The sequence below is a fragment of the Aeromonas sp. R7-5 genome (assembly GCF_040908015.1).
Taxonomy (GTDB): Bacteria; Pseudomonadota; Gammaproteobacteria; order Enterobacterales; family Aeromonadaceae; genus Aeromonas; species Aeromonas caviae.
The window spans coordinates 672226-692127 of record NZ_JBFOCZ010000033.1 but is presented as its reverse complement, the minus strand read 5'-3'; the positions used below and the strand labels follow the sequence as shown (position 1 = coordinate 692127).

Below are 19902 nucleotides of genomic sequence, written 5' to 3'. Positions count from 1 at the left end.
GGGCCACTCACTGGAGTGGCCCGTTTGCATACAGAGTGATCAATCGGGCCATTTCAGCCTGGAGGATCTACTCGGCGATCACCGTCTGCCAGGTCTTGAAACCGCCGGAGAGGTTCTTGACCCGAAAACCGTGCTGGCTCAGCAGGCGGCAGGCCACGTGTCCCCGCAGTCCCACCTGGCAGCTGATGAGCAGCTCTTTATCCTTGGGCAACTCATCAAGACGGCTGCGCAGCTCGTCCAGAGGAATGTGCAGCGCCCCCGGAATGCGCCCCAGCTTGTCGAGTTCGGGGCCGTTTCGCACATCCACCACCTGCTGATGGGGGTGGCGAGCCTGCACCTCGGCTGCGTGGCAGAGCAGGGTGTCCCCCTTCAGATGGTTGCTCGCCACGAACCCGGCCATGTTGATCACATCCTTGGCAGAGCCAAAGGGCGGCGCATAGGTGAGCTCCAGATCCTGCAGATCGAACACGGTGAGCCCGGCACGCTGGGCCACCGCCAGCACGTCGATGCGCTTGTCGATGCCATCCTTGCCGATGGCCTGGGCGCCGTAAATCTTGCCATCGGGGGCAAACAGCAGCTTGAGGCTGACCGGGTGGGCACCGGGGTAGTAGCCGGCGTGGCTGCCCGGGTGGACATAGACCTTCTCGAACGGCAGCCCCAGCTGCACCAGCCGCTTCTCGTTCAGCCCCGTGCTCGCCACCGCCAGATCGAACAGCTTGCAGATGGCGGTCCCTTGCGTTTTCTTGTAGGTTTCGGCTCGACCCAGCATGTTGTCGGCAGCAATGCGCCCCTGCCGGTTGGCCGGGCCCGCCAGCGGGATCAGCACGGACTCGCCGGTGACAAAATCGGTCTCCTCCACCGCGTCCCCCACCGCGAAGATGAAGGGATCCGAGGTGCGCATGCCCGCATCCACCTTGATGCCGCCCCGCGGTCCCAGCACCAGCCCCGCCTTGGCGGCGAGCAGAGTCTCGGGCTTGACGCCGATGGCGAGGATCAACAGGCCGGTGTCGAGATGAGAGCCGTCGCTCAGGGTCAAGCGCAGTCCACCCCGCTGGGCGGTCGCCACGGCGGCAGTCTTCTCGGCAGGCACCTCCAGGCTCTCGATGGCAGCGAGGCCGGTGCGCAGGCGAAGATCGACCCCCTCTTCGCGGATGCGGGCGTGGAGCAGGTTGGCCATCTCCTTGTCCACCGGCGCCATCACCTGATCGGAGAGCTCAAGCAGGGTGACATCCAGCTTGCGCTGGTGCAGCGCCTCCATCATCTCCAGCCCGATGAAACCGCCCCCCACCACGGTGACGTGGCGGGGCTTGTCGTGCGCCAGCGCCGCCAGGATGCGATCCATGTCGGGAATGCTCCGCAGGGTGTGTACCCCCGGGCTGTCGATGCCGGGGAAGGGAGGCCGGATGGGGGCGGCGCCCGGGCTCAGCAGCAGCACGTCGTAGGCTTCGCGCCGCTCTTCGCCGGTCAGCAGGTTGCGTACCAGCAGGCTCTTGCCGGCCCTGTCTATCTCGATGACGTCGTGAAACACCCGCACATCCACGTTGAACCGGCGCTTGAAGCTTTGCGGTGTCTGCAGCAGCAGGGCATCCCGATCCGGGATATCCCCCCCGATGTGATAAGGCAGACCGCAGTTGGCGAAGCTCACGAACTCGCCCCGCTCGAACATCACGATCTCCGCCTCTTCGCTCAAACGGCGGGCACGGGCGGCGGCGGACGCTCCCCCGGCCACACCACCCACAATCAGGATCCGTTTCATCTGCAAGACTCCACTCAACAGGAAATGACCAATAAATTAGACTTATCTAATTTAGAATTCAATGAAATTTTGTTTGCCACGGATTTGCAGTATTCTTGCCCTCCGACAATTGCTCAACAGGATAGTGTCAGTTCATGTCGTCTACCGCGCTCAGCCATCTTCCGACCGCCAGCCAGGCGCCCCTGTTTTTCCGCCTGGATACCCGTAGTCAACGGCTGGTCGCCCTGACCGATGTGATGCAGACGCCGCTCCACTGGCTCGACGAGCCCCGCAGTGCCTGGCCGGCCCAATTGCCGGACGCCCTGCGCCAGCCCATCGAGCAGCGGCTGGCCAGCGGCAAGGGGGGCAAGCTGGTGCTGCGCTTTGACGCCCTCCTCTGGCACATTTCCCTCTCCCACGAGCAGGACGCCTTCTGGCTCATCTGCCTGCAGACCCAGTCCCAGGAGAGCGCCGCCAGCCTGTCCCTGCAACTGCCGCGCCTGAGCCAGATGGCCAGCCAGCAGCAGTATGACGCCATGCTGGAGAGCCTCAAGGAGTGCCTGGGGGCCGATCGCCTGATCCTCTGGCACTACCAGGCCCATGGCGCCCTTGGCGGCGAGCAGCTGACCCCGGTGTTCACCCTGGGGGTGGACGCGCTCGGTGCCATTCGCGGAGACAGCCGCTACATCCGGGCCCTGCGCGCCCGGGGCGCCCTGAGCTTCTCGGAGGCGGCCCACCAGCCCATGTTGAGCCAGCACTACTATCTGGCCGATGCCAATGTCTGCTCCCGCCTGGACGGCGCCTTGCTGGAGCAGGAGAAGCTCATCGGCGTGCTCAGCCTGGAGTATGCCGAGAGCACCCTCATCAGCGATGACACCCTGCAACTGGTGCGTCATTGCGCCCGTTTGCTCGGCCACTGGCAGCCGGACCCCGTGGCGACCGACACCCCAGACCTCGCGCCCCCACCAGGGCTTGCCAACCTGACCGGCAACGATTACTGCCGCGCCCTGCTGCGCTGGGCCATGGGCCTGAGCGGTGCCCACAGGGGCTGGATCGGCGAGTTTCAGCCTCGCGGCCAGGATCTCTGGCTCATTCCCCGCTGCGTGGTGGAGGGGGATGCCTTCGCCGTCGTCAAACCCATGCCCATGGACATCGGCCCGGGCCGGGAGATCTTCCAGCACGGGCAGAGCCTCTACGTGGAAGATCTGGCCCTGCGCTATCCCCAGTCCAGCCAACTGCTGGCCCTCGACGCCAAGGCCTATGTCGGCATCCCCTTCCCGGGGCCAAATGGTCTCCCCCTGGGGCAGCTCACCCTGCTGCTCGCCACCCCCCTGGCCGATCCCGCGCCCCTGCTGGACGTCCTCTACGAACAGCGCGAGCGGGCCGCCAGCGAGTTGCAGCGCCTGGCCAATGACGATGCCCTGCGCCTGGCCGAAGTGGCCTTCAACACCCACGACGGTCTGCTGGTGATGGATCACGGGGGCATCATCCTCAAGGTCAATGCCTCCTTCAGCCGCATCACCGGCTTTGCCAGCGAGGAGATGCTGGGCCTGCACATCGACGCCCTGAGGCCCACCTACTATGGCGACACCCTCAAGGAGGAGGTGATCGCGGCGGTCAACCGGCAGGGATACTGGCTCGGGGAGGAACAATGCCTGCACAGGGAAGGACACCTCTTCCCGGTGCGGCTCATGGTGAGCGGGGTCAAGGATGACGAGGAGGAGATCAGCCACTTCGTCTGCAGCTTCCACGACATCACCCAGGAGAAAGAGACCGCCCGCCACATCGAGCGCCTCGCCTACTACGACGACCTGTGCGATCTCTACAACAGGCGCAGCCTGACCGACATCATGCAGCGCACCCTGCAGGCCCCGAGTGGCCAGTGGGGGGCCCTGCTGCTGCTGGATCTGGACAACTTCAAGTCCATCAACGACTCCCTCGGTCACGCCTGCGGCGATCTGCTGCTCCAGGCCGTGGTGGTGCGACTCAAGTCCCTGCCCCAGGAGAACCTGGTGCTCGCTCGCACTTCGGGTGACGAATTTGCCCTGCTCTTCACGGCGCTGGGCCAGGGCTATATCACCGCCAAGATCCTGGCGGAGCACTTTGCCCGGGAGCTGATGGGGATCTTCCGTGCCCCCTTCGACATCGGCGATCACAAGCTGCACTGCAGCGCCTCCGTGGGGATCAGCCTGTTCAGCGATGACGACAAGGATCACCTTGTCCTGATGCAGCAGGCCGATACCGCCGTCCACATGGCCAAGCGCGCGGGCCAGGGCAACCATATCTTCTTCAGTGAAGCCATGGCGGAAAAAGAGAAGAGCAAGCTTTCTCTCAACAACCAGCTGCGCGATGCCCTGCGCAACAACGAGCTGGTGCTGCACTACCAGCCCCAATACCGGGTCGACAACGGCACGCTCTCGGGCATAGAGGCGCTGCTGCGCTGGCAGAAGGCCGACGGCACCATGGTGCCACCCGGGGAGTTCATCCCCATCGCCGAGGAGACCACCCTGATCCAGGAGATCGGCTACTGGGTGATGAAGACCGCCTGCGCCCAGTACAGCTTCTGGCTCAACAACGGTCTCGCCATCCCCCATCTGTCGGTCAACGTCAGCGCCCGCCAGTTCCACACCGCCGGTTTCGTGCAGCAGGTGGAGTACATTCTGCGGGACACCGGGGTGCCCCCGTCGCGCCTGTTGCTGGAGATCACCGAGTCCGTGGTGCTGGAAAACCGGCTGGAGAGCATCGCCAGGATCCGCCAGCTCAAGGCCCTCGGCCTGCTCATCTCCATCGACGACTTCGGCACGGGCTACTCGTCCCTGGCCTATCTGCGGGATCTGCCCGCCGACGAAGTGAAGCTCGACAGAAGCTTCATCCAGACCCTGGTCCACAGCGAACAGGACAAGGCCATCGTCAAGGCCATCCTGGATCTCGCCCGGGTGTTTCGTTTCACCGTCACCGCCGAAGGGGTGGAGGAAGAGGAGCAGCTCGCCGTGCTCAAGGCCCTGGGATGCCAGCATTATCAAGGCTTCCTCACCAGCCGGCCGCTCCCCGTCAAGGCACTGGAGAGCCTGCTGGGTGCCACCCCTGCGGGCTAAACTGGTAGGATTTATAGGGCTTTCTGTCATAAAATAACGACCGCTCGAACCTTGTCCGCACCATTGGAGTCGTCTATGTCAGTCATTAACCGGATCCCCGCCGTTGAATCCAAGGGACCTGCCACCCCCGGCACGCAGCGGATCCCGACCGTTGAAGCCAGCGACACCGGCACTACCGACATCATTGGCCGGATCCACTCCGTCGAGACCTGCGGGACCGTCGACGGCCCCGGCATCCGCTTCATCGTGTTCATGCAGGGCTGCCTGATGCGCTGCAAGTATTGTCACAACCGGGACACCTGGGACACCCAGGGCGGCCGCGAGGTCACCGTGCCCGAGCTGATGAAGGATCTCACCAGCTATCGCCACTTCATGAATGCCTCCGGCGGTGGCGTGACCGCCTCCGGCGGCGAGGCCATGCTGCAGCAGGAGTTCATCGCCGAACTGTTCACCGCCTGCAAGGCCCAGGGGATCCACACCTGCCTCGACACCAACGGTTTCGTGCGTCACTACGACGAGCTGCTCGACCGGGTGCTGGACAACACCGATCTGGTGCTGCTCGACATCAAGCAGATCAACGACGAGAAGCACATTCCCCTCACCCACGTCAGCAACAAATACACCCTGGAGTTCGCCCGCTACCTGGCCTCCCGCGGTCAGACCATGTGGATCCGCTACGTGGTGGTACCCACCTGGTCCGACGATGACGAGAGCGCAGAAGGACTAGGCCAGTTCATCGCCGAGCTGGGGGAGTGCGTCGAGAAGGTGGAGCTGCTGCCCTACCACGAACTTGGCAAGCACAAGTGGGACGTGCTGGGAGATACCTATGATCTGGTCGGCATCAAGCCCCCCAGCAAGGAGACCATGGACAGGGTCCAGGGCATCCTTGGCAAGTATCACCCCAACGTGAAGTATTGAGACAGGAGGCCGCCCGGCAGAGGGCGGCCTCTTTTCATTGCGCTGGCGTTCGCCACGGCGCCATCACCGACAGCCGCATCCGGGGGAACCGCTCATGAGTGAAGGACAAGTTGCCGCCCTCCTGCTCTGGCTGGTGCTGCTCGCCTTCAGTCTGAACGCCTCCCTGCTGCGCACCCTTGGCGCCCACCCGCTCTATCAGCATCTTTGCCTCGGCGGCGCCATCGTGCTGGTACCGCTGTGGACCTTGCGGGCCGGGTTGCACGAGGGGCTCGAGATCCACTTTCTCGGCCTCACCAGCCTGACCCTGCTGCTGGGCTGGCGCCTCGCCCTGCTCGCCCCCTGCCTCACCCTGCTGCTCCTCGCTTACTTCGGGGTAATCCCCCTGACCGACATCGGCTGGCAAGCCCTCATCGGCGTCGCCCTGCCGGTGGCAACCAGCTGGCTACTGTTTCTGGGGAGCTGGGCCTGGCTGCCTCGCCACCTCTTCGTCTATCTGTTCGTGGCGGCATTTCTGGGGGGGGCGCTGAGCATTTCGGCCAAGGTGATCGCCAGCGCCCTGCTGATGGGGGTGAGCGGCACCTACTCCTGGCACACCATCAGCGCCGACTACCTCTCCATCTGGCCGCTGCTACTCTTCCCCGAGGCGCTCCTCAACGGCATGACCATGACCCTGCTCGCCGTCTATCGCCCCCACTGGGTCAACACCTTCTTCGACAGGGAGTACCTGGGGCGCTGAGCCTGCCCGTGGTCCATAAAAGAAGCCCGCAGTTGCGGGCTTTTTCTCTGCTGGCAGTCAGACGCTGCGCGGGCGCAGGTGGGCATGCCAGCGGGCTTCCCACTTCTTGAACAACCAGACGATGACGAAGGTGAGCAGCATGTAGAGCAGACCTGCGGTCAGGAACGCCTCGAACGGGCTGTAGTAGCGGGAGTTGATGATCCGCGCCGCCCCCGTCAGATCGACGATGGTGATGATGCCCGCCACCGCCGACCCCTGCAGCATGAAGATCACCTCGTTGCTGTAGGCCGGCAGCGCACGGCGAAACGAGTTGGGCAGGATGATGCGGGTGAGGGTCTGCCAGCGGGTCATGCCGAAGGCGCTTGCCGCTTCTATCTGCCCCTTGGGCATGTTCATCACGGCGCCACGCACTATCTCGGCGGTGTAGGCACCGGTGTTGAGAGTGAACGCCAGCAGGGCACAGAACCAGGCTTCCGAGAAGAGGGACCAGGCCGCACTGTTCTTGAGCCACTCCCACTGGGCGGCACCGTAGTAGATGATGAAAAGCTGCACCAGAAGCGGGGTGCCACGGAAGAAGTAGATATAGGCCCAGATTGGCCCCTTTATCAACCAGTTGCGGCTGTTGCGCAGTATGCCCATGGGCACCGCCAGCATGAGCCCCAGCATGAGCGAGGCGGCCACCAGCCAGATGGTGGTATAGAGACCCTCCCAGTAGGTGGGCCACTCCTTGAGAATGATCGAGAAATCCATGGCTTACCTCGTCTTGATGGCGTAGTGACGCTCGGCCCACTTGAGCGCCGAGGTAGAGACTGCGGTGAAGACCAGGAAGATCAGCGCCACCGCCATGTAGAAGGTGAAAGGCTGCTGGGTCGAGCCCGCCGCGAGCGACGCCTTTCGCACCATGTCATCGAGCCCGATGATGGAGACCAGGGCAGTGGTTTTCAGCAGCACCAGCCAGTTGTTGCCAAACCCGGGCAGGGCGTGGCGCATCATCTGGGGAAAGAGGATCCGCACAAAGACCTGGCTTGCCCGCATGCCGAAGGCACGGGCCGCCTCGAGCTCCCCCTTGTCCACCGCCAGGATGGCGCCGCGGAAGGTCTCGGTCATGTAGGCGCCGAAGATGAAGCCGATGGTGGCGACCCCGGCCGCAAACGGGCTGATGTCGATGTAATCGGGCAGCAGGGAGACCCACTCCTGGTTCGGGTTGCTCGCCAGCAGGTGGTTGTTGTAGGCCTCGTTGACCCAGGTACAGATCCCGTTGATGAGCACCTGGCCGCCGAAGAAGAGCAGCATCATCAGCACCAGATCCGGGATGCCGCGAATGACGGTGGTGTAGGCCGCCGCGATGCCGCGTGCCCACTTGTAGGGAGAGAGCTTGGCCAGGGCCCCCAGCATGCCGAGCACCAGGGCCAGCAGCAGGGAGGCGAGCGCCACCTCCAGGGTGATCCAGGCCCCCTCCAGCAGAGAGGTTTCGTATCCTTTCAAATCAAACATATGCAATGCAGCTCCATCGCAATCGGGCCCGTCACTCCCAGCGGAAGGCAACGGGCCCGATGACTACTGACGGGATCAACCTGTCGTTGTTCGCCTGACGTCGGCTTACTCGCCGTACACGTCGAAGTCGAAGTACTTGTCGTTGATTTCCTTGTACTTGCCATTGGCACGCAGGGCCAGGATGGCGGCATTGAATTTCTCTTTCAGATCCTTGTCAGCCTTGCGCACAGCGATGCCGGCACCCTCGCCAAACCACTTGGGATCGGTCAGTTTCGGGCCGATGAACTCGAAGGCATCGCCCCCTTCCTTCTTCAGCAGGCCGTCGCTGATGGCGGCGGAGTCGGCCATCACGTAGTCGACACGGCCGGATTTCAGATCGAGGTAGGCTTCATCCGCAGTGCCGTAGCGCTTGATGGTGGCATTGGGGAAGTTGTCGGTGATGTAGGTATCCATGGAGGTGGCACGCTGCACGGCGATGGTCTTGCCGTCCATGAAGGCCTTGTCGAGCTGGATCTCGGTCCCTTTCTTGGCGGCGAAGCGCGCCGGGATGTGCTGGTACTTCTGGGTGAAGTCCACCTTCTTCTTGCGCTCTTCGGTGATGTCCATGGTGGCGATGATGGCGTCATACTTGCGCGACAGCAGCGCCGGAATGATGCCGTCCCAGTCCTGCTTGATCAGGGTGCACTTCACCTTCATCTCGTCGCACAGGGCGTTGGCGATGTCGATGTCGAAGCCTTTCACCTCGCCGCTCGGCTCGGTCCAGGAGAAGGGGGGATAGGCCCCTTCCACCCCGATCCGGACCTCTTTCCACTCCTTGGCCATCAGGCTACCGGAACACAGGGCCGTCATCACGGCAGTCGCCAGCATCAGCTTGTTCATGTATCTCTCCTTGATAAACACGTCGATCGTTGAAAGTACGGATGGTTGAAATTGAATCCCGTCCATCAATAAATGGACGAGATGAATTGCTTGAATCGCTCCGACTTGGGATGGGCGAAGATCTCCTTGGGATTGCCCTCCTCCTCCACGCGCCCCTGGTGCAGGAACATCACCTTGTTCGACACATCGCGGGCGAAGGACATCTCGTGGGTCACCACCATCATGGTACGCCCCTCTTCCGCCAGCTCGCGCATCAGGCCAAGGACCTCCCCCACCAGTTCAGGGTCGAGGGCCGAGGTAGGCTCGTCAAACAGCATCACCTCGGGCTCCACCGCCAGCGCCCGGGCGATGGCGGCCCGCTGCTGCTGCCCGCCGGAGAGGTGACCGGGATAATAGTCGCGACGCTCCCACAGCCCCACCCGGTTGAGCAGGTGCTCCGCCTTGGCGATGGCCTCGGCACGGGGCACCTTGAGTACCTGGATGGGCACTTCGATGATGTTCTGCATGATGGTCATGTGGGACCAGAGATTGAAGCTTTGAAACACCATGGCCAGTCGGCTGCGGATACGCTCCACTTGGCGCATGTCTTCCGGCAGGCGTTCGCCGGAATGGCTGGTTTTCATCCGGATCAGCTCCCCGTGGAGGGAGACGCTGCCCGATGAGGGGGTTTCAAGCAGATTGATACAGCGTAGAAAGGTCGACTTCCCCGAACCCGAGGAGCCGATGAGGGAGATCACATCCCCCTTGTGGGCCGTCATATCGATGCCCTTGAGCACTTCGTGGGTGCCAAAATACTTGTGCAGATCACGAACTTCCAGTGCGGCAACGTCGCTCATCCATTACAACCTTGTCTGTCCCTAGACGCCGCTTCGGCGTGACTCCACCATCGTCCATTTAACAAAACGTTAACCGATGGCAACCTTCAGCGAAAATATCATTGAGGTAGTGAAAAAACAATACAGAACCGAGGTATTTGGTGTTTTATCTGTATTTTTATTGGCCTATTGAGTATTTTTCAGCACTTTGTCTGCATAAAATCCAATTTTCGTCGCACCTTCTCTACCGCTCTTTTATACCCGCAGCGCACTGGTAGCAAGCATATTTCACCATATCCGTCAGATGTCACCCCAAAGGACTTTATTCACCCGGGCAGATTCCCCTTCTCTCGTCATTTCATGGGGATGAAATTGATTTTTCAGGTGATGTGGCCCTCTTTCCCCGTTTGCGTACAGAGCCGACTGTCATCAAAAAACACAACAATATGATAAAAAAGTCCCGTATGGGCCATGCTGATGCACAGATCCGTGACACAGGTGCAACAAGTCGTGATAAGGTGCCGTTTTTCCACGTTTTGTGATCGAGGCCCCGATGTTGCTCAATGTGTTGCTGATCCTGCTGCCGCTGGTGATCGGCTATCTGGTTCCCCTCTCTTCCGCCCGTCTGATCAAGCTGGTCAACCAGTCCCTGGGCAAGATGGTCTACCTCATCCTGTTCCTGATGGGGCTGGGGCTGGCCTATGTGGAGAACCTGGGCAGCAACCTGGCAGTGATCTTCAAGGTGGCAGGGGTGATGCTCGCAGCCATTACCCTCTGCAACCTGCTGGCCCTGTGGTGGCTGGACAAACGCAGCCCCCCCACCCACGAGGCCAGTGACGGCAAGATGCCGAGCAAGCTGCACCTGTTGTGGGAATCCCTCCAGCTCTGTTTCGTGGTGCTGGGGGGCGTCTTGCTGGGGCTGGTGGTGGACCTGCGCGCCCTGCCCATCGACAAGTGGAGCGAGTGGGCCCTGATGCTGCTGCTCTTGCTCATCGGCATCCAGATGCGCAACTCCGGCATGCGCCTGCGCCAGATCCTGCTCAACCCCTGGGGCATGAAGATCGCGCTCACCGTCATCCTCAGCAGCTGGCTCGGCAGCCTGCTGGCCGCCCAGCTGCTCGGCATGCCCTTTGCCCATGGCCTCGCGATGAGCTCCAGTTTTGGCTGGTATTCGCTCTCCGGCATCCTGGTAGCGGACAAGCTGGGCCCGGTGCTGGGCTCCGCCGCCTTCATCAACGATCTGGGGCGCGAGCTTATCGCCATCCTCATCATCCCGGTGCTGATGCGCCGCCACCCCAGCGCCGCCATCGGCTACGGCGGCGCCACGGCGCTGGACTTCACCCTGCCTGTCATCCAAAAATCCGGCGGCATCCAGGTGGTGCCGGTGGCCATCGTCTCCGGCTTTATCCTGAGCCTGCTCGGCCCCATTTTGATCCTGGGGTTCCTGGCCATCTGAGCCCCATGGCACGAAAAAGCCCGGCACTGCTGCCGGGCTTTTTGTTGATGAACTGAGCGGGCTGAATGACAGGCGCCGGTATTCAGGTGCGCCACCGACCCCCACTCATCACCCGCTCGATGGTGAACGTATCAGGATCGATCAGCAGCAAATCCGCATCCTGCCCTACCCCCAGGGTACCCTTGCTCGCAAGCCCCAACGCCCTGGCCGGATTGGCCGTCACTACCGCCAGTGCCGTCTCCAACGCCACCCCCTTGCCGCAGGCCGCCACCACCTCCTGCCACAGGCTCCCTATCTGGCCGCAGCGCAGCTCGATGAGCCGCCCCTCGCCGTCAAAGCGCGGCAGACTGGCGTTGGCGTCCGAGCTGAAGCTGATGCGATCCACGGGCACGCCGGCCGCCAGCAACGCCACCAGGGCGTCGGCCGCGAGCCGCTCCCCGTCATCCAGCAGGTCCGGGAAGCTCGACGTGGTGAGGTCGACCCAGCCGCCTGCCCGACCCCACTCGATGGCCTCGGCAAAGAGCCAGGGATTGCGGTTGCAGTGAGTGGGGTAGAGCTGGCGAAGCGGGATGTCGGTGTCATCGCGCAGGGCCCGCAGGGGCGCCAGCGCCCCGCGGCCATCTCCCAGGTGAAAGAAGCTGACGCCACTTTTGCCCGACAACAGCCCGGCCACCCGCGCCTCGCTCGCCAGGCGCGCCAGCTCGTCGTGGGTGGGGGCGCTGGACCTGTGATCGCTGATGGCCACCTCCCCCACCCCCAGCACTTCGGGGATCAGCATGATGTCCGACTCCACCGTGCCGGTGAGGGTCTTGACCGGCAGGTGGTAGGAGCCGGTGTACATGAAGGCGCTCACCCCGGCGGCGCGAAACTCGCGTACCTTGCCGAGCACCTGGGCCGGGCTGCGGGTCAGGCTGTCGGTGCCGAGCGCCGCCACGAGTGTGGTGACCCCCGCCGCCAGAGCTTCCCTTGCCGAGAGCTCCGGCGTGCGAAAGCCGAAGCCTCCCTCGCCGCCCCCTCCCGTGATATGGGCGAGCGGGTCTACCAGTCCGGGCACCAGATAGCGGCCGCCAGCGTCCACCCGCGTCAGTGGCCAGTCGGCCGGAACCGTCAGTCCCTTGCCCATCCAGGCGATGCGGCCATCCGCCACCAGCAGGTCCTGCTGGCCGAGCGGGGCCGGACTATGGATCTGCGCACCCTCGATCAGGGTCAACATGGGGTCTCTCCTTGCTGCATGAAAAAGGAGGGAGCAGGCTCCCTCCGACTGTTACCCATCAACCGCCATAGATATCGTACTTGAAGTACTTCCGGTTGATCTCCTGATACTTGCCGTTGGCGCGCAGGGCCTTGATGGCGTCGTTCAGCTTGGCCCTGAGATCCTGATCCCCCTTGCGCACCGCGATCCCCATGCCGTCGCCAAACCATTGACGGTCGGTCAGGGCCGGCCCCACATAGTCGTACTTGTCGCCCCCTTCCTTGCCAAGCAACCCCTGTTCGATGGCCGAGGCGTCGGCCAGCAGAGCCAGCACCCGTCCCGCCTTCAGGTCGAGGTAGGCTTCATCGGCACTGCCGTAACGCACTATGGTGACGCTGGAGCCGAAGTTGTCGGTCAGGTACTTGTCGTGGGTGGTGGCCCGCTGCACGCCGATGCGCTTGCCCACCATCCCTTCCGGCGTCAGCGTCAGTTCGGTGCCCCTGGCCGCCACGAAGCGGTTGGGAATGTGGGCGTATTTCTCGGTGAAGTCGACCTTCTTGCGCCGCTCGTCGGTGATCGACATGGCGGCGATGATGGCGTCGTACTTGCGCGACAGCAGGGCCGGGATCATGCCGTCCCAATCCTGGGCCACCAGTTCGCACCTGACGGCCATCTGCTGGCACAGGGCGTTGGCAAGATCGATGTCAAATCCCTTGATCTCTCCGGACGCATCGGTCCATGAGAAGGGTGGATAGGCCCCCTCCACGCCAAAGCGTACCGTCTTCCACTCCTTGGCGGTGACGGGGGTGGCGAGCAGACAGGCAGCAACAAGGGCTGACAGGGTCAGTGTGGTCTTCATCGTGAGTACTCCATTACATAAAAAGCGCACAGGCGCGGTCAAGGCATCGCAGGCAGAGGCAAGCGATGGCCAACAAACGGCAAATTGCAGATGAGCGGGATTACGCCGCCATGGGCGTCAATGAACTGCTCCGGGGCCTCGACCTATTCGTCGAACCACTCGGAGAGATAGAAAGGCTTGAAGTAGAAGGCCAGAAAAAAGCCTCTGGCTTTGCGCATCATGGTGATTTGTCGCGTCCTGTGACAAAGATGGCAAGCACCTTACCACGCCTCAAATTTGCCCGGCAAGGGGACTTGGGGATGAAACATCCTGCCCATGGTCAATCCGGCCACGATTCGTTAGTCTCGGATCACCCGTTCACGCCCAGGCACGCGAGCCCCATCCCATGAATTTTCTCGCCCACCTCCATCTGGCGGCCCATACCGGCAGCTCCCTCACCGGCAACCTGCTGGGGGACTTCATCAAGGGCCCGCTGCCGACGGGTCTGGCTGACCACTTCGACGAGGGGATCTGGCTGCACCGCAAGATAGACGCCTTCACCGATGCCCACCCGGCCCATCGGGCCGCCGTGGCGAGCTTCGCCCCCCCCTGGCGCCGCTTCGGCGGCATTGTGGTGGACATGCTCTACGATCACTGGCTCAGCCAGCACTGGCAGAGGTTCAGCGCAGCCCCCCTGTCCCGCTTTCTGGCGCAGAGCTATGGTCAGCTTCTCCTGGATCACCACAGCCTGCCACAGGGCCTGCCGATGGCCCTGCGGCGCATGGCCGAGCAGGACTGGCTGGCCTCCTACCAGTACCGGGAAGGGGTGGGGGCGGCCCTCAACGGCATCGGTCGTCGGCTGCGCCGCCCCGTGCCGCTCGGGGAGGCGCTCCACGCCCTGGATCAGGCTCGCTGGATCGAGGCCGAGCACGCCTTCCTGCACTTCTACCCGGAGCTGATGCGCTTTTGCGAGGCGCAGATCGCCGCCCACCGCACGGCCACCTCATCCCCACCATAAAAAACGCCCCGAGCGGGGCGTTGTCATAGGGGGAATGCTCAGGCCTTGGGGCTGGCCGGCAGGAAGCGAAACGCCTTGGCCGGGACGAATTTCTCCGCCGTCTCCCCCGCATAGAGCTGCTGCTCGGTCAGGGGCAACTTGCGCACCGGGGCCCCCTCGGCGAGATCCAGCTTGTCCATGCTCACCCAGAAGGTGTTGGGCAGATGGGTCAGCTCGAAGAAATAGCGGCGATGCTGCTGATCCGCCACGCTGCGCCACAGGGTGGTGGAGATGTTGGGCTGATCCGGGGTGCTGATCCCCATGGGTACCGAGACGTTGCGCATCACGCTCATCACCCCGGCCACCGCCTCGTTGGCCTGGTCGGTCTTTGGCAGGGTCTTGATGTAGAAGGAGGCGCGGGCAAAACGGTCCGCCGAGCGGTTAGTGCCGGGCAGCATGGTGAGACCGCCAATCTCCTCCCAGTAGTCGTTGAGGGCCAGTTGCTTGTCAAAGGTCGGCGAGTTGGTCATCACCTGATAGCTGCGGTCGTGGTAGATCTGCAGCTTGCCCCCCACGTACTGGAAGATGGCGGAATCGCCGCTCGCATCGGAGAGGGAGAGGTGCAGCTGGCCCGGCTTGCCATCCGGGGTCAGGGTGGTCACCACATAGAACTCCTCCTTCGACAGGGCCTCGACCGCCTCGGCCACGGTGGCGAAGTTGTCCAGCGCGTACTGGGCCCAGAGCGAGATGGAGAGAGTCTTGCGCGGATCCTTGTCGCTCGGGGTCACATACTCGGACTCGGTCAGATAGAGCAGGTTGGCCACCAGCCCCTTCTCGTTCATGCCGTCGGCGGTGCCTGCATCGAAGCCTGCCGCCACCACGGAGCCGTAGCGCGACGTCCACGTCATGGAGTGCGCGCCGGCCTCCCCTTCCCGCGCGATGCCACGGGGCAGCGCCCAGAGATTGGTCGGCATGGCGCTGCGCCAGTCCATGGTACGACCGGTCACCACCAGCGCTCCCTCCCCCTGATAGACGGCGCGGGTACAGGCATCGGCGAGGGAACTGACGGAGAGGGAGACGGTCAGGGCCAGCAGGGTCTTGTGCAACAGGGGGGAACGCAGGATTGTCATATGGATCACTCGAGTCTGGTGAAAACACAAGCATACCCCTTTTTGCATAACAGGGGCTGACTGAGACTGGCAAGCCAGGTGACAGATCTGCCAACAGAGGCGCTTCCCTGCCAATCAGCGATCAATATCCATAAATTAATCAAAGAGATAAGCAAGCCACTTCGGGGCGATACCGCCAGATGCCATTCGCTGGCTTGCGTCGGTTTCAGACACATACCCTGCCCGCCAGCAGGCGGACAGGGAGGGGCTCAGCCTTCCTTCTTGCGGATACTCAGCCCCAGCTCGCGGCCGCGCAGGCGAGCGTAATAGATGGTGCCCACAAACGCCAGGGTGGTGAGCACCAGCTCCACCACCGCCAGCCACCGCTCCCCCTCATCCGTGGTGATCAGGGTCAGGGCGTGCAGGAAGTAGGGCATCAGCACGAAATTGCCCCAGGCGTGGGTGTAGGGATTGCCCTGTACTATGCCCTTGAGGGGGAAGAGCAGCGGCACCGTCCAGATCACCGGCAACAGCCAGGGGGCAAGATCCGGGTGGGGCGAGAGCCAGAGGTGCCAGAGCAGCACCCAGGCCAGCAGGCCGAAAAAACCGGCCAGGGTCAGCAGGCGAGCGAAGCGGGTGGTCACTTGAGGATCTCCAGCACCTGCTCGGGCGGACGACCGATGCGGGCCTGCCCGTTCTTGATGACGATGGGGCGCTCGATGAGCTTGGGGTGCTGGTGCATGGCACGAATGAGGTCATCGCCGCTCACCTCGCCGAGCCCCAGCTCCTTGTAGAGATCTTCCTTGGTGCGCATCAGCTGTCGGGGATCCGTGAAGCCAAGCTGACTCAGGAGGGTGCGGATCTGTGCCTCGCTCGGGGCCTGCTCCAGATAGAGCACCACCTCGGGGGCGACCCCGTGCTGTTCCAGCAAGGCCAGGGTTTCACGGCTCTTGGAGCAGCGCGGATTGTGGTAGATTTGGGTCTCGCTCATGATAACTCCCTGATTAATCGCAAGATGGGACAAGAAATGGCGCTATTGTAGGGGAAACGGATGGTCAGGGTAAGCGGGAAGGCTATGGAAATGAAACGGATCTGTTGGCTGATTGTGGCAACCCTGCTGGGGGCCTGCAGCCCGGCACCCGACTTCACCGACGGCGCGGGAAAGAAGGTCAGCCTCGCGGATCTCGGTGGCAAGCCGCTGCTGGTCAACTACTTCGCCCCCTGGTGCGCCCCCTGCCTGCGGGAGATGCCCTTGCTGGCAACATTGCACCAGGAAGGGCGGATCCGGGTGATCGCCATCAACTATGACCCCGCCTCCCCCGCCGAACTGACCGAGCTGGCACAGCGCCACGCCATCAGGGTTCCCCTGATGATCCCGGATGACGACGCCCGCCTCCCGTTCCCAAGGCCCGGGGCGCTGCCCACCAGCTATCTGCTCGATGCCAGGGGCACGCTGCTGGAGACCCTGGTGGGAGAGCTGGACGAACAGAAGCTCGCCGAGATAAAACGCCGCGTGGCGAGCGCCCCATAGCAGAGCCATCCATCACTCTCATTTCTTCATCATCAAGATGCGTTGAAACCGATGAAAGGCCCTATTTTAGCCTGCAAAACAAGGCGGGGTGCCCCCAAAGGAGCACCCCGCCTGCCATCAACCCGCTCCGGACTCAGCCCTTGAGGCTGTCCAGATCCTTCTTGGCCCGCTCCAGCTGGGTGATGCGCGCCTCGATGCGGGCCAGGGTCAGCTTGTCGCTGGTGGTGCCCCGGGCCACGATCAGTTCGTCGATGGCCGCCTGGTAGTCCCCGCGCAGGGAAAGGGTCTCCGCCCGTGCCATGTGCAGGTCCGTCATTCTGCCCGCCTTGCGGTAGGCGTCAGACAGCAGGCTCCAGGCCAGGCTGTTCTCGTCGTGCTCCCGGGCATAAGGGTCCAGGATGGCGATGGACTTCTTGTAGTTCCCCCCCTCCAGATAGGCGTTGCCGAGGTTCACCACCACCACCTCGTTGTCCGGCATCCGGGTGCGGAAGCGCTCCAGTCTGGCGATGGCCTGGGCGCTGCGCCCCTTGGCGAGATCGATGTCGGTCAGGGCATCCACCACGAAGAGATCCTCCGGGTGACGGGTCGCCAGCTCCTGCATCAGGGTGTCAGCCTCGTCGGTGCGCTTGAGCTGCAACAGGGCCAGCGCCTTGCCATAGATGGCGGCATCCTTGAGGGGGTAATCCCCCTTCTGCAGGCGGCTGTCGAAGTAGGTGAGCAGCGCCTGGGGCGTCTCGGTGCCATAGCGCACCTGGATGCGCACCTTGGCCAGCCAGAAGTCCAGGCTCGGCGGCAGGGCGCGCGCGCCATAGCTCCCGGCCCGGGCACGGGCTTCGCTGATCCGGGTCTCCGGCAGGGGGTGAGTCAGCAACATCTCTGGCGGCTTGCTGGCATAGCGGTACTCCGCCGCCAGCTTCTGGAAGAAGTTGGCCATGCCCATGGGATCGAACCCGGCGTCATACAGCGTCTTCATGCCGATGCGATCCGCCTCGTATTCGTTGTCCCGGGTGTAGTTGATGGCCGACTGCATCGACAAGCCAAGCGTGGTCTGCAAGGCCGCGATGCCGGCGGTGGGGTTGATCACCGCGAGTGCAATGGAGCCCACCAGGCCGGCCAGGGTCATCGCGGAGCTGCTCGCCTGTGCCTCCATGTAACGGGCGATGTGACGCTGGGTCACGTGGGTGATTTCGTGGGCCAGTACCGAGGCCAGCTCGCTCTCGCTCTCGGCGTAAAGGAAGAGGCCGGTGTGCACCTTGACCCGGCCACCGAGGAAGGCCGCCGCGTTGATGCTGGGATCGTTGATGAGGAAGAAGGTGAACGGGAAGCGCACCCCGTCGGCATTGGTCAGCAGCCGCTGGCCCAGATCGTCGATGTATTCGTTGAGCACGGGGTCATCGATGATGGGCAGGCCCGCTCGGGCAAAACGCATGAAGGCGTTGCCGTAACGCACCTCCTGCTCGATGGGCAGTGCGGCGACCCCGGCGGTACCGATGTCGGGCAACTGGTTGCTCCCCTGGGCGTGGAAGGTCGCCCCCATCAGGGTGACCAACAGGGGAAGCGATGCTATCAGGGGGGAAAAACGTGCCACGTTATCTCTATCTCCAATCAGACCCCAGCGGGCATCGGCAGAATACCCTTGCCATTCAAGGCCCACAAGCGTTGTTTCATCCTCTCATCACGGCCATAATGACCGCCACGCACGCGATGGAGTTCTCATGGAACAGCTCGACCTGACCCCCTGGCGTTGTCCCGAGCCCCTCATCCGGCTCAAGCTCTGGTTGCGCCAGGCCCGGCCCGGTCAATCCGTGTGCATCCAGCTCGGTGATGCAGGCTCCCGGCAGGATATTCCCGCCTATCTGCGCCGTCAGGGTCACCATGTCCAGACCCGGGAAGAGTCAGCTGCCCGCCTCTCCCTGCTGCTCGTCGTTGCCCGTCCCCCCCGGGACGCCCTGCTCGCCCCCGAGCCCATGCCACCCACCCCGTGAGCCGCCATTCAAGGAAGCCTCGATGTTAGATGTATTGAAGCGCTGGTATCAGACCCGTTTTTCCGACCCCGATGCCGTCACCCTCTTCCTGCTGCTGGTCTTCTGCTTTGCCGTGCTCTGGCTGTTTGGGGATCTGCTGGCACCGCTGCTGGTGGCCCTGGTGATGGCCTATCTGCTGGAGTGGCCGGTGAGTCGCCTGCAACGGGGCGGGCTTTCTCGCACCGTCGCCACCAGCCTGGTCCTGCTGTTGTTCATCACGGTAACGACCCTGATGCTGCTGGGCCTCATCCCGACGCTGGTGAGCCAGGGGGTCAACCTGGCCAAGGAGGCGCCCGCCATGCTGGCCCATGCCCAGGACTATGTCCGCACCCTGCCGGAAAAATACCCCGAGATCATCGACGTCAGCCTGGTGGAGACCATCATCGACAACATTCGCCAGCGCATCCTGACCGGTGGTGAACAACTGGTGAGCGCCTCTTTGAGCTCCCTCATCAACGTGGTGGCCATCCTCATCTACGCCATCCTGGTGCCCCTGATGGTCTTCTTCATGCTCAAGGACAAACAGGTGCTGATGGGAGGCCTGCGCCGCTTCCTGCCCCGCAACCGCACCCTGGTGAACCGGGTCTGGGTGGAGATGAACGACCAGATCATCAACTACATCCGCGGCAAGGTGATCGAGATCGTCATAGTCGGCATCGCCACCTATGTGCCCTTCGCCCTGATGGGATTGCGCTACTCCGCCCTGCTGGCGGTCGCGGTGGGCTTCTCCGTGCTCATCCCCTATATCGGCGCCGCCGCGGTGACCGTGCCGGTGGCCATGGTGGCCCTGTTCCAGTGGGGGCTGACCCCCGACTTCGCCTGGCTGATGGTGGCCTATTTCGTGATCCAGGCCCTCGACGGCAACCTGCTGGTCCCCCTGCTCTTCTCCGAGGCGGTCAACCTGCACCCGGTGGCCATCATCATCGCCGTGTTGGTGTTTGGCGGTCTGTGGGGCTTTTGGGGCGTCTTCTTCGCCATCCCCCTCGCCACCCTGGTCAAGGCGGTGCTCAATGCCTGGCCCAAGCGGGAAGATCTCCCCCGCCCCGCCCCCTGACCCTGGCAAGGGGCGAGGCCGGGTCTCGC

Annotated in this window: 20 protein-coding genes; 9 read left to right on the top strand and 11 right to left on the bottom strand. The window is 63.2% G+C overall.

Annotated elements, in window-relative coordinates:
- Positions 1-67: 67 nt before the first annotated feature.
- Positions 68-1756, bottom strand: coding sequence for an FAD-dependent oxidoreductase (locus AB5Y53_RS18665; RefSeq protein ID WP_368182835.1), 1689 nt, complete (start codon positions 1754-1756; stop codon positions 68-70).
- A 134-nt stretch (positions 1757-1890) separates the two neighbouring features.
- Between AB5Y53_RS18665 and AB5Y53_RS18660 the strand changes: the two genes are divergently transcribed.
- The 3 genes from AB5Y53_RS18660 to AB5Y53_RS18650 all read left to right on the top strand — a co-directional run bounded on the left by AB5Y53_RS18660 (position 1891) and on the right by AB5Y53_RS18650 (position 6484).
- Entirely contained in the window at positions 1891-4830 is a 2940-nt protein-coding gene (locus AB5Y53_RS18660; RefSeq protein ID WP_368182833.1) for an EAL domain-containing protein, read from the top strand.
- Between the two features lie 75 nt (positions 4831-4905).
- Positions 4906-5748: a pyruvate formate lyase 1-activating protein gene (gene pflA / locus AB5Y53_RS18655; protein ID WP_010674272.1), complete on the top strand. Its 843-nt coding sequence runs from the start codon at positions 4906-4908 to the stop codon at positions 5746-5748.
- A 94-nt stretch (positions 5749-5842) separates the two neighbouring features.
- Positions 5843-6484, top strand: coding sequence for an energy-coupling factor ABC transporter permease (locus AB5Y53_RS18650; protein WP_103243373.1), 642 nt, complete (start codon positions 5843-5845; stop codon positions 6482-6484).
- A gap of 57 nt (positions 6485-6541) precedes the next feature.
- On the opposite strand, the gene AB5Y53_RS18645 is transcribed toward AB5Y53_RS18650, so the two are convergent.
- From AB5Y53_RS18645 to AB5Y53_RS18630, 4 genes are all read right to left on the bottom strand, one after another.
- The gene (locus AB5Y53_RS18645) at positions 6542-7234 is read right to left on the bottom strand and encodes an ABC transporter permease (RefSeq protein ID WP_010674270.1); all 693 of its coding nucleotides are present in this window, start codon (positions 7232-7234) and stop codon (positions 6542-6544) included.
- Positions 7235-7237: 3 nt separating this feature from the next.
- Positions 7238-7978: an ABC transporter permease gene (locus AB5Y53_RS18640; protein WP_010674269.1), complete on the bottom strand. Its 741-nt coding sequence runs from the start codon at positions 7976-7978 to the stop codon at positions 7238-7240.
- Positions 7979-8083: 105 nt separating this feature from the next.
- A complete protein-coding gene (locus tag AB5Y53_RS18635; protein ID WP_041212797.1) occupies positions 8084-8857 on the bottom strand; it encodes an ABC transporter substrate-binding protein in 774 nt (257 codons plus the stop codon).
- A gap of 65 nt (positions 8858-8922) precedes the next feature.
- Positions 8923-9693 (bottom strand): ABC transporter ATP-binding protein, encoded by a 771-nt coding sequence (locus AB5Y53_RS18630; RefSeq protein WP_368182831.1) that lies wholly within the window; start codon positions 9691-9693, stop codon positions 8923-8925.
- A gap of 532 nt (positions 9694-10225) precedes the next feature.
- Between AB5Y53_RS18630 and AB5Y53_RS18625 the strand changes: the two genes are divergently transcribed.
- Entirely contained in the window at positions 10226-11128 is a 903-nt protein-coding gene (locus tag AB5Y53_RS18625) for a lysine exporter LysO family protein (protein WP_113725220.1), read from the top strand.
- Positions 11129-11210: 82 nt separating this feature from the next.
- Here AB5Y53_RS18625 and iadA read toward each other — a convergent pair whose 3' ends face one another.
- Entirely contained in the window at positions 11211-12341 is a 1131-nt protein-coding gene (gene iadA / locus AB5Y53_RS18620) for a beta-aspartyl-peptidase (RefSeq protein WP_124244637.1), read from the bottom strand.
- 58 nt (positions 12342-12399) lie between these two features.
- On the bottom strand, positions 12400-13179 hold the full coding sequence (locus AB5Y53_RS18615) for an ABC transporter substrate-binding protein (RefSeq protein WP_368182830.1): 780 nt from the start codon (positions 13177-13179) through the stop codon (positions 12400-12402).
- Positions 13180-13244: 65 nt separating this feature from the next.
- On the opposite strand from AB5Y53_RS18615, the gene AB5Y53_RS18610 reads away from it, so the two are divergent.
- Together AB5Y53_RS18610 and AB5Y53_RS18605 are read left to right on the top strand one after the other, a co-directional pair.
- Positions 13245-13568, top strand: coding sequence for a hypothetical protein (locus AB5Y53_RS18610; protein WP_048207370.1), 324 nt, complete (start codon positions 13245-13247; stop codon positions 13566-13568).
- Complete coding sequence (locus AB5Y53_RS18605) at positions 13565-14176, top strand: ACP phosphodiesterase (protein ID WP_368182829.1); 612 nt, start codon at positions 13565-13567, stop codon at positions 14174-14176. Before AB5Y53_RS18610 ends, AB5Y53_RS18605 begins: the two co-directional genes overlap by 4 nt.
- Before the next feature lie 38 nt (positions 14177-14214).
- Here AB5Y53_RS18605 and AB5Y53_RS18600 read toward each other — a convergent pair whose 3' ends face one another.
- The 3 genes from AB5Y53_RS18600 to arsC form a co-directional block, all read right to left on the bottom strand.
- The gene (locus AB5Y53_RS18600; protein ID WP_368182827.1) at positions 14215-15285 is read right to left on the bottom strand and encodes a linear amide C-N hydrolase; all 1071 of its coding nucleotides are present in this window, start codon (positions 15283-15285) and stop codon (positions 14215-14217) included.
- 248 nt (positions 15286-15533) lie between these two features.
- Positions 15534-15908, bottom strand: coding sequence for a DUF2069 domain-containing protein (locus AB5Y53_RS18595; RefSeq protein ID WP_069785092.1), 375 nt, complete (start codon positions 15906-15908; stop codon positions 15534-15536).
- Positions 15905-16255, bottom strand: coding sequence for an arsenate reductase (glutaredoxin) (gene arsC, locus AB5Y53_RS18590; protein ID WP_010674260.1), 351 nt, complete (start codon positions 16253-16255; stop codon positions 15905-15907). The genes AB5Y53_RS18595 and arsC overlap by 4 nt, the downstream gene beginning before the upstream one ends.
- Positions 16256-16315: 60 nt before the next feature.
- On the opposite strand from arsC, the gene AB5Y53_RS18585 reads away from it, so the two are divergent.
- Positions 16316-16795 (top strand): TlpA disulfide reductase family protein, encoded by a 480-nt coding sequence (locus AB5Y53_RS18585; protein ID WP_102948257.1) that lies wholly within the window; start codon positions 16316-16318, stop codon positions 16793-16795.
- Positions 16796-16928: 133 nt separating this feature from the next.
- Here AB5Y53_RS18585 and AB5Y53_RS18580 read toward each other — a convergent pair whose 3' ends face one another.
- Entirely contained in the window at positions 16929-18383 is a 1455-nt protein-coding gene (locus AB5Y53_RS18580) for a M48 family metalloprotease (protein WP_223918331.1), read from the bottom strand.
- A gap of 127 nt (positions 18384-18510) precedes the next feature.
- Here AB5Y53_RS18580 and AB5Y53_RS18575 point away from each other — a divergent pair, with 127 nt between their 5' ends.
- Together AB5Y53_RS18575 and AB5Y53_RS18570 are read left to right on the top strand one after the other, a co-directional pair.
- Positions 18511-18780, top strand: coding sequence for a sulfurtransferase TusA family protein (locus AB5Y53_RS18575; protein WP_042880621.1), 270 nt, complete (start codon positions 18511-18513; stop codon positions 18778-18780).
- A gap of 22 nt (positions 18781-18802) precedes the next feature.
- On the top strand, positions 18803-19873 hold the full coding sequence (locus AB5Y53_RS18570; RefSeq protein ID WP_029314318.1) for an AI-2E family transporter: 1071 nt from the start codon (positions 18803-18805) through the stop codon (positions 19871-19873).
- The last annotated feature ends 29 nt before the right edge of the window (positions 19874-19902 follow it).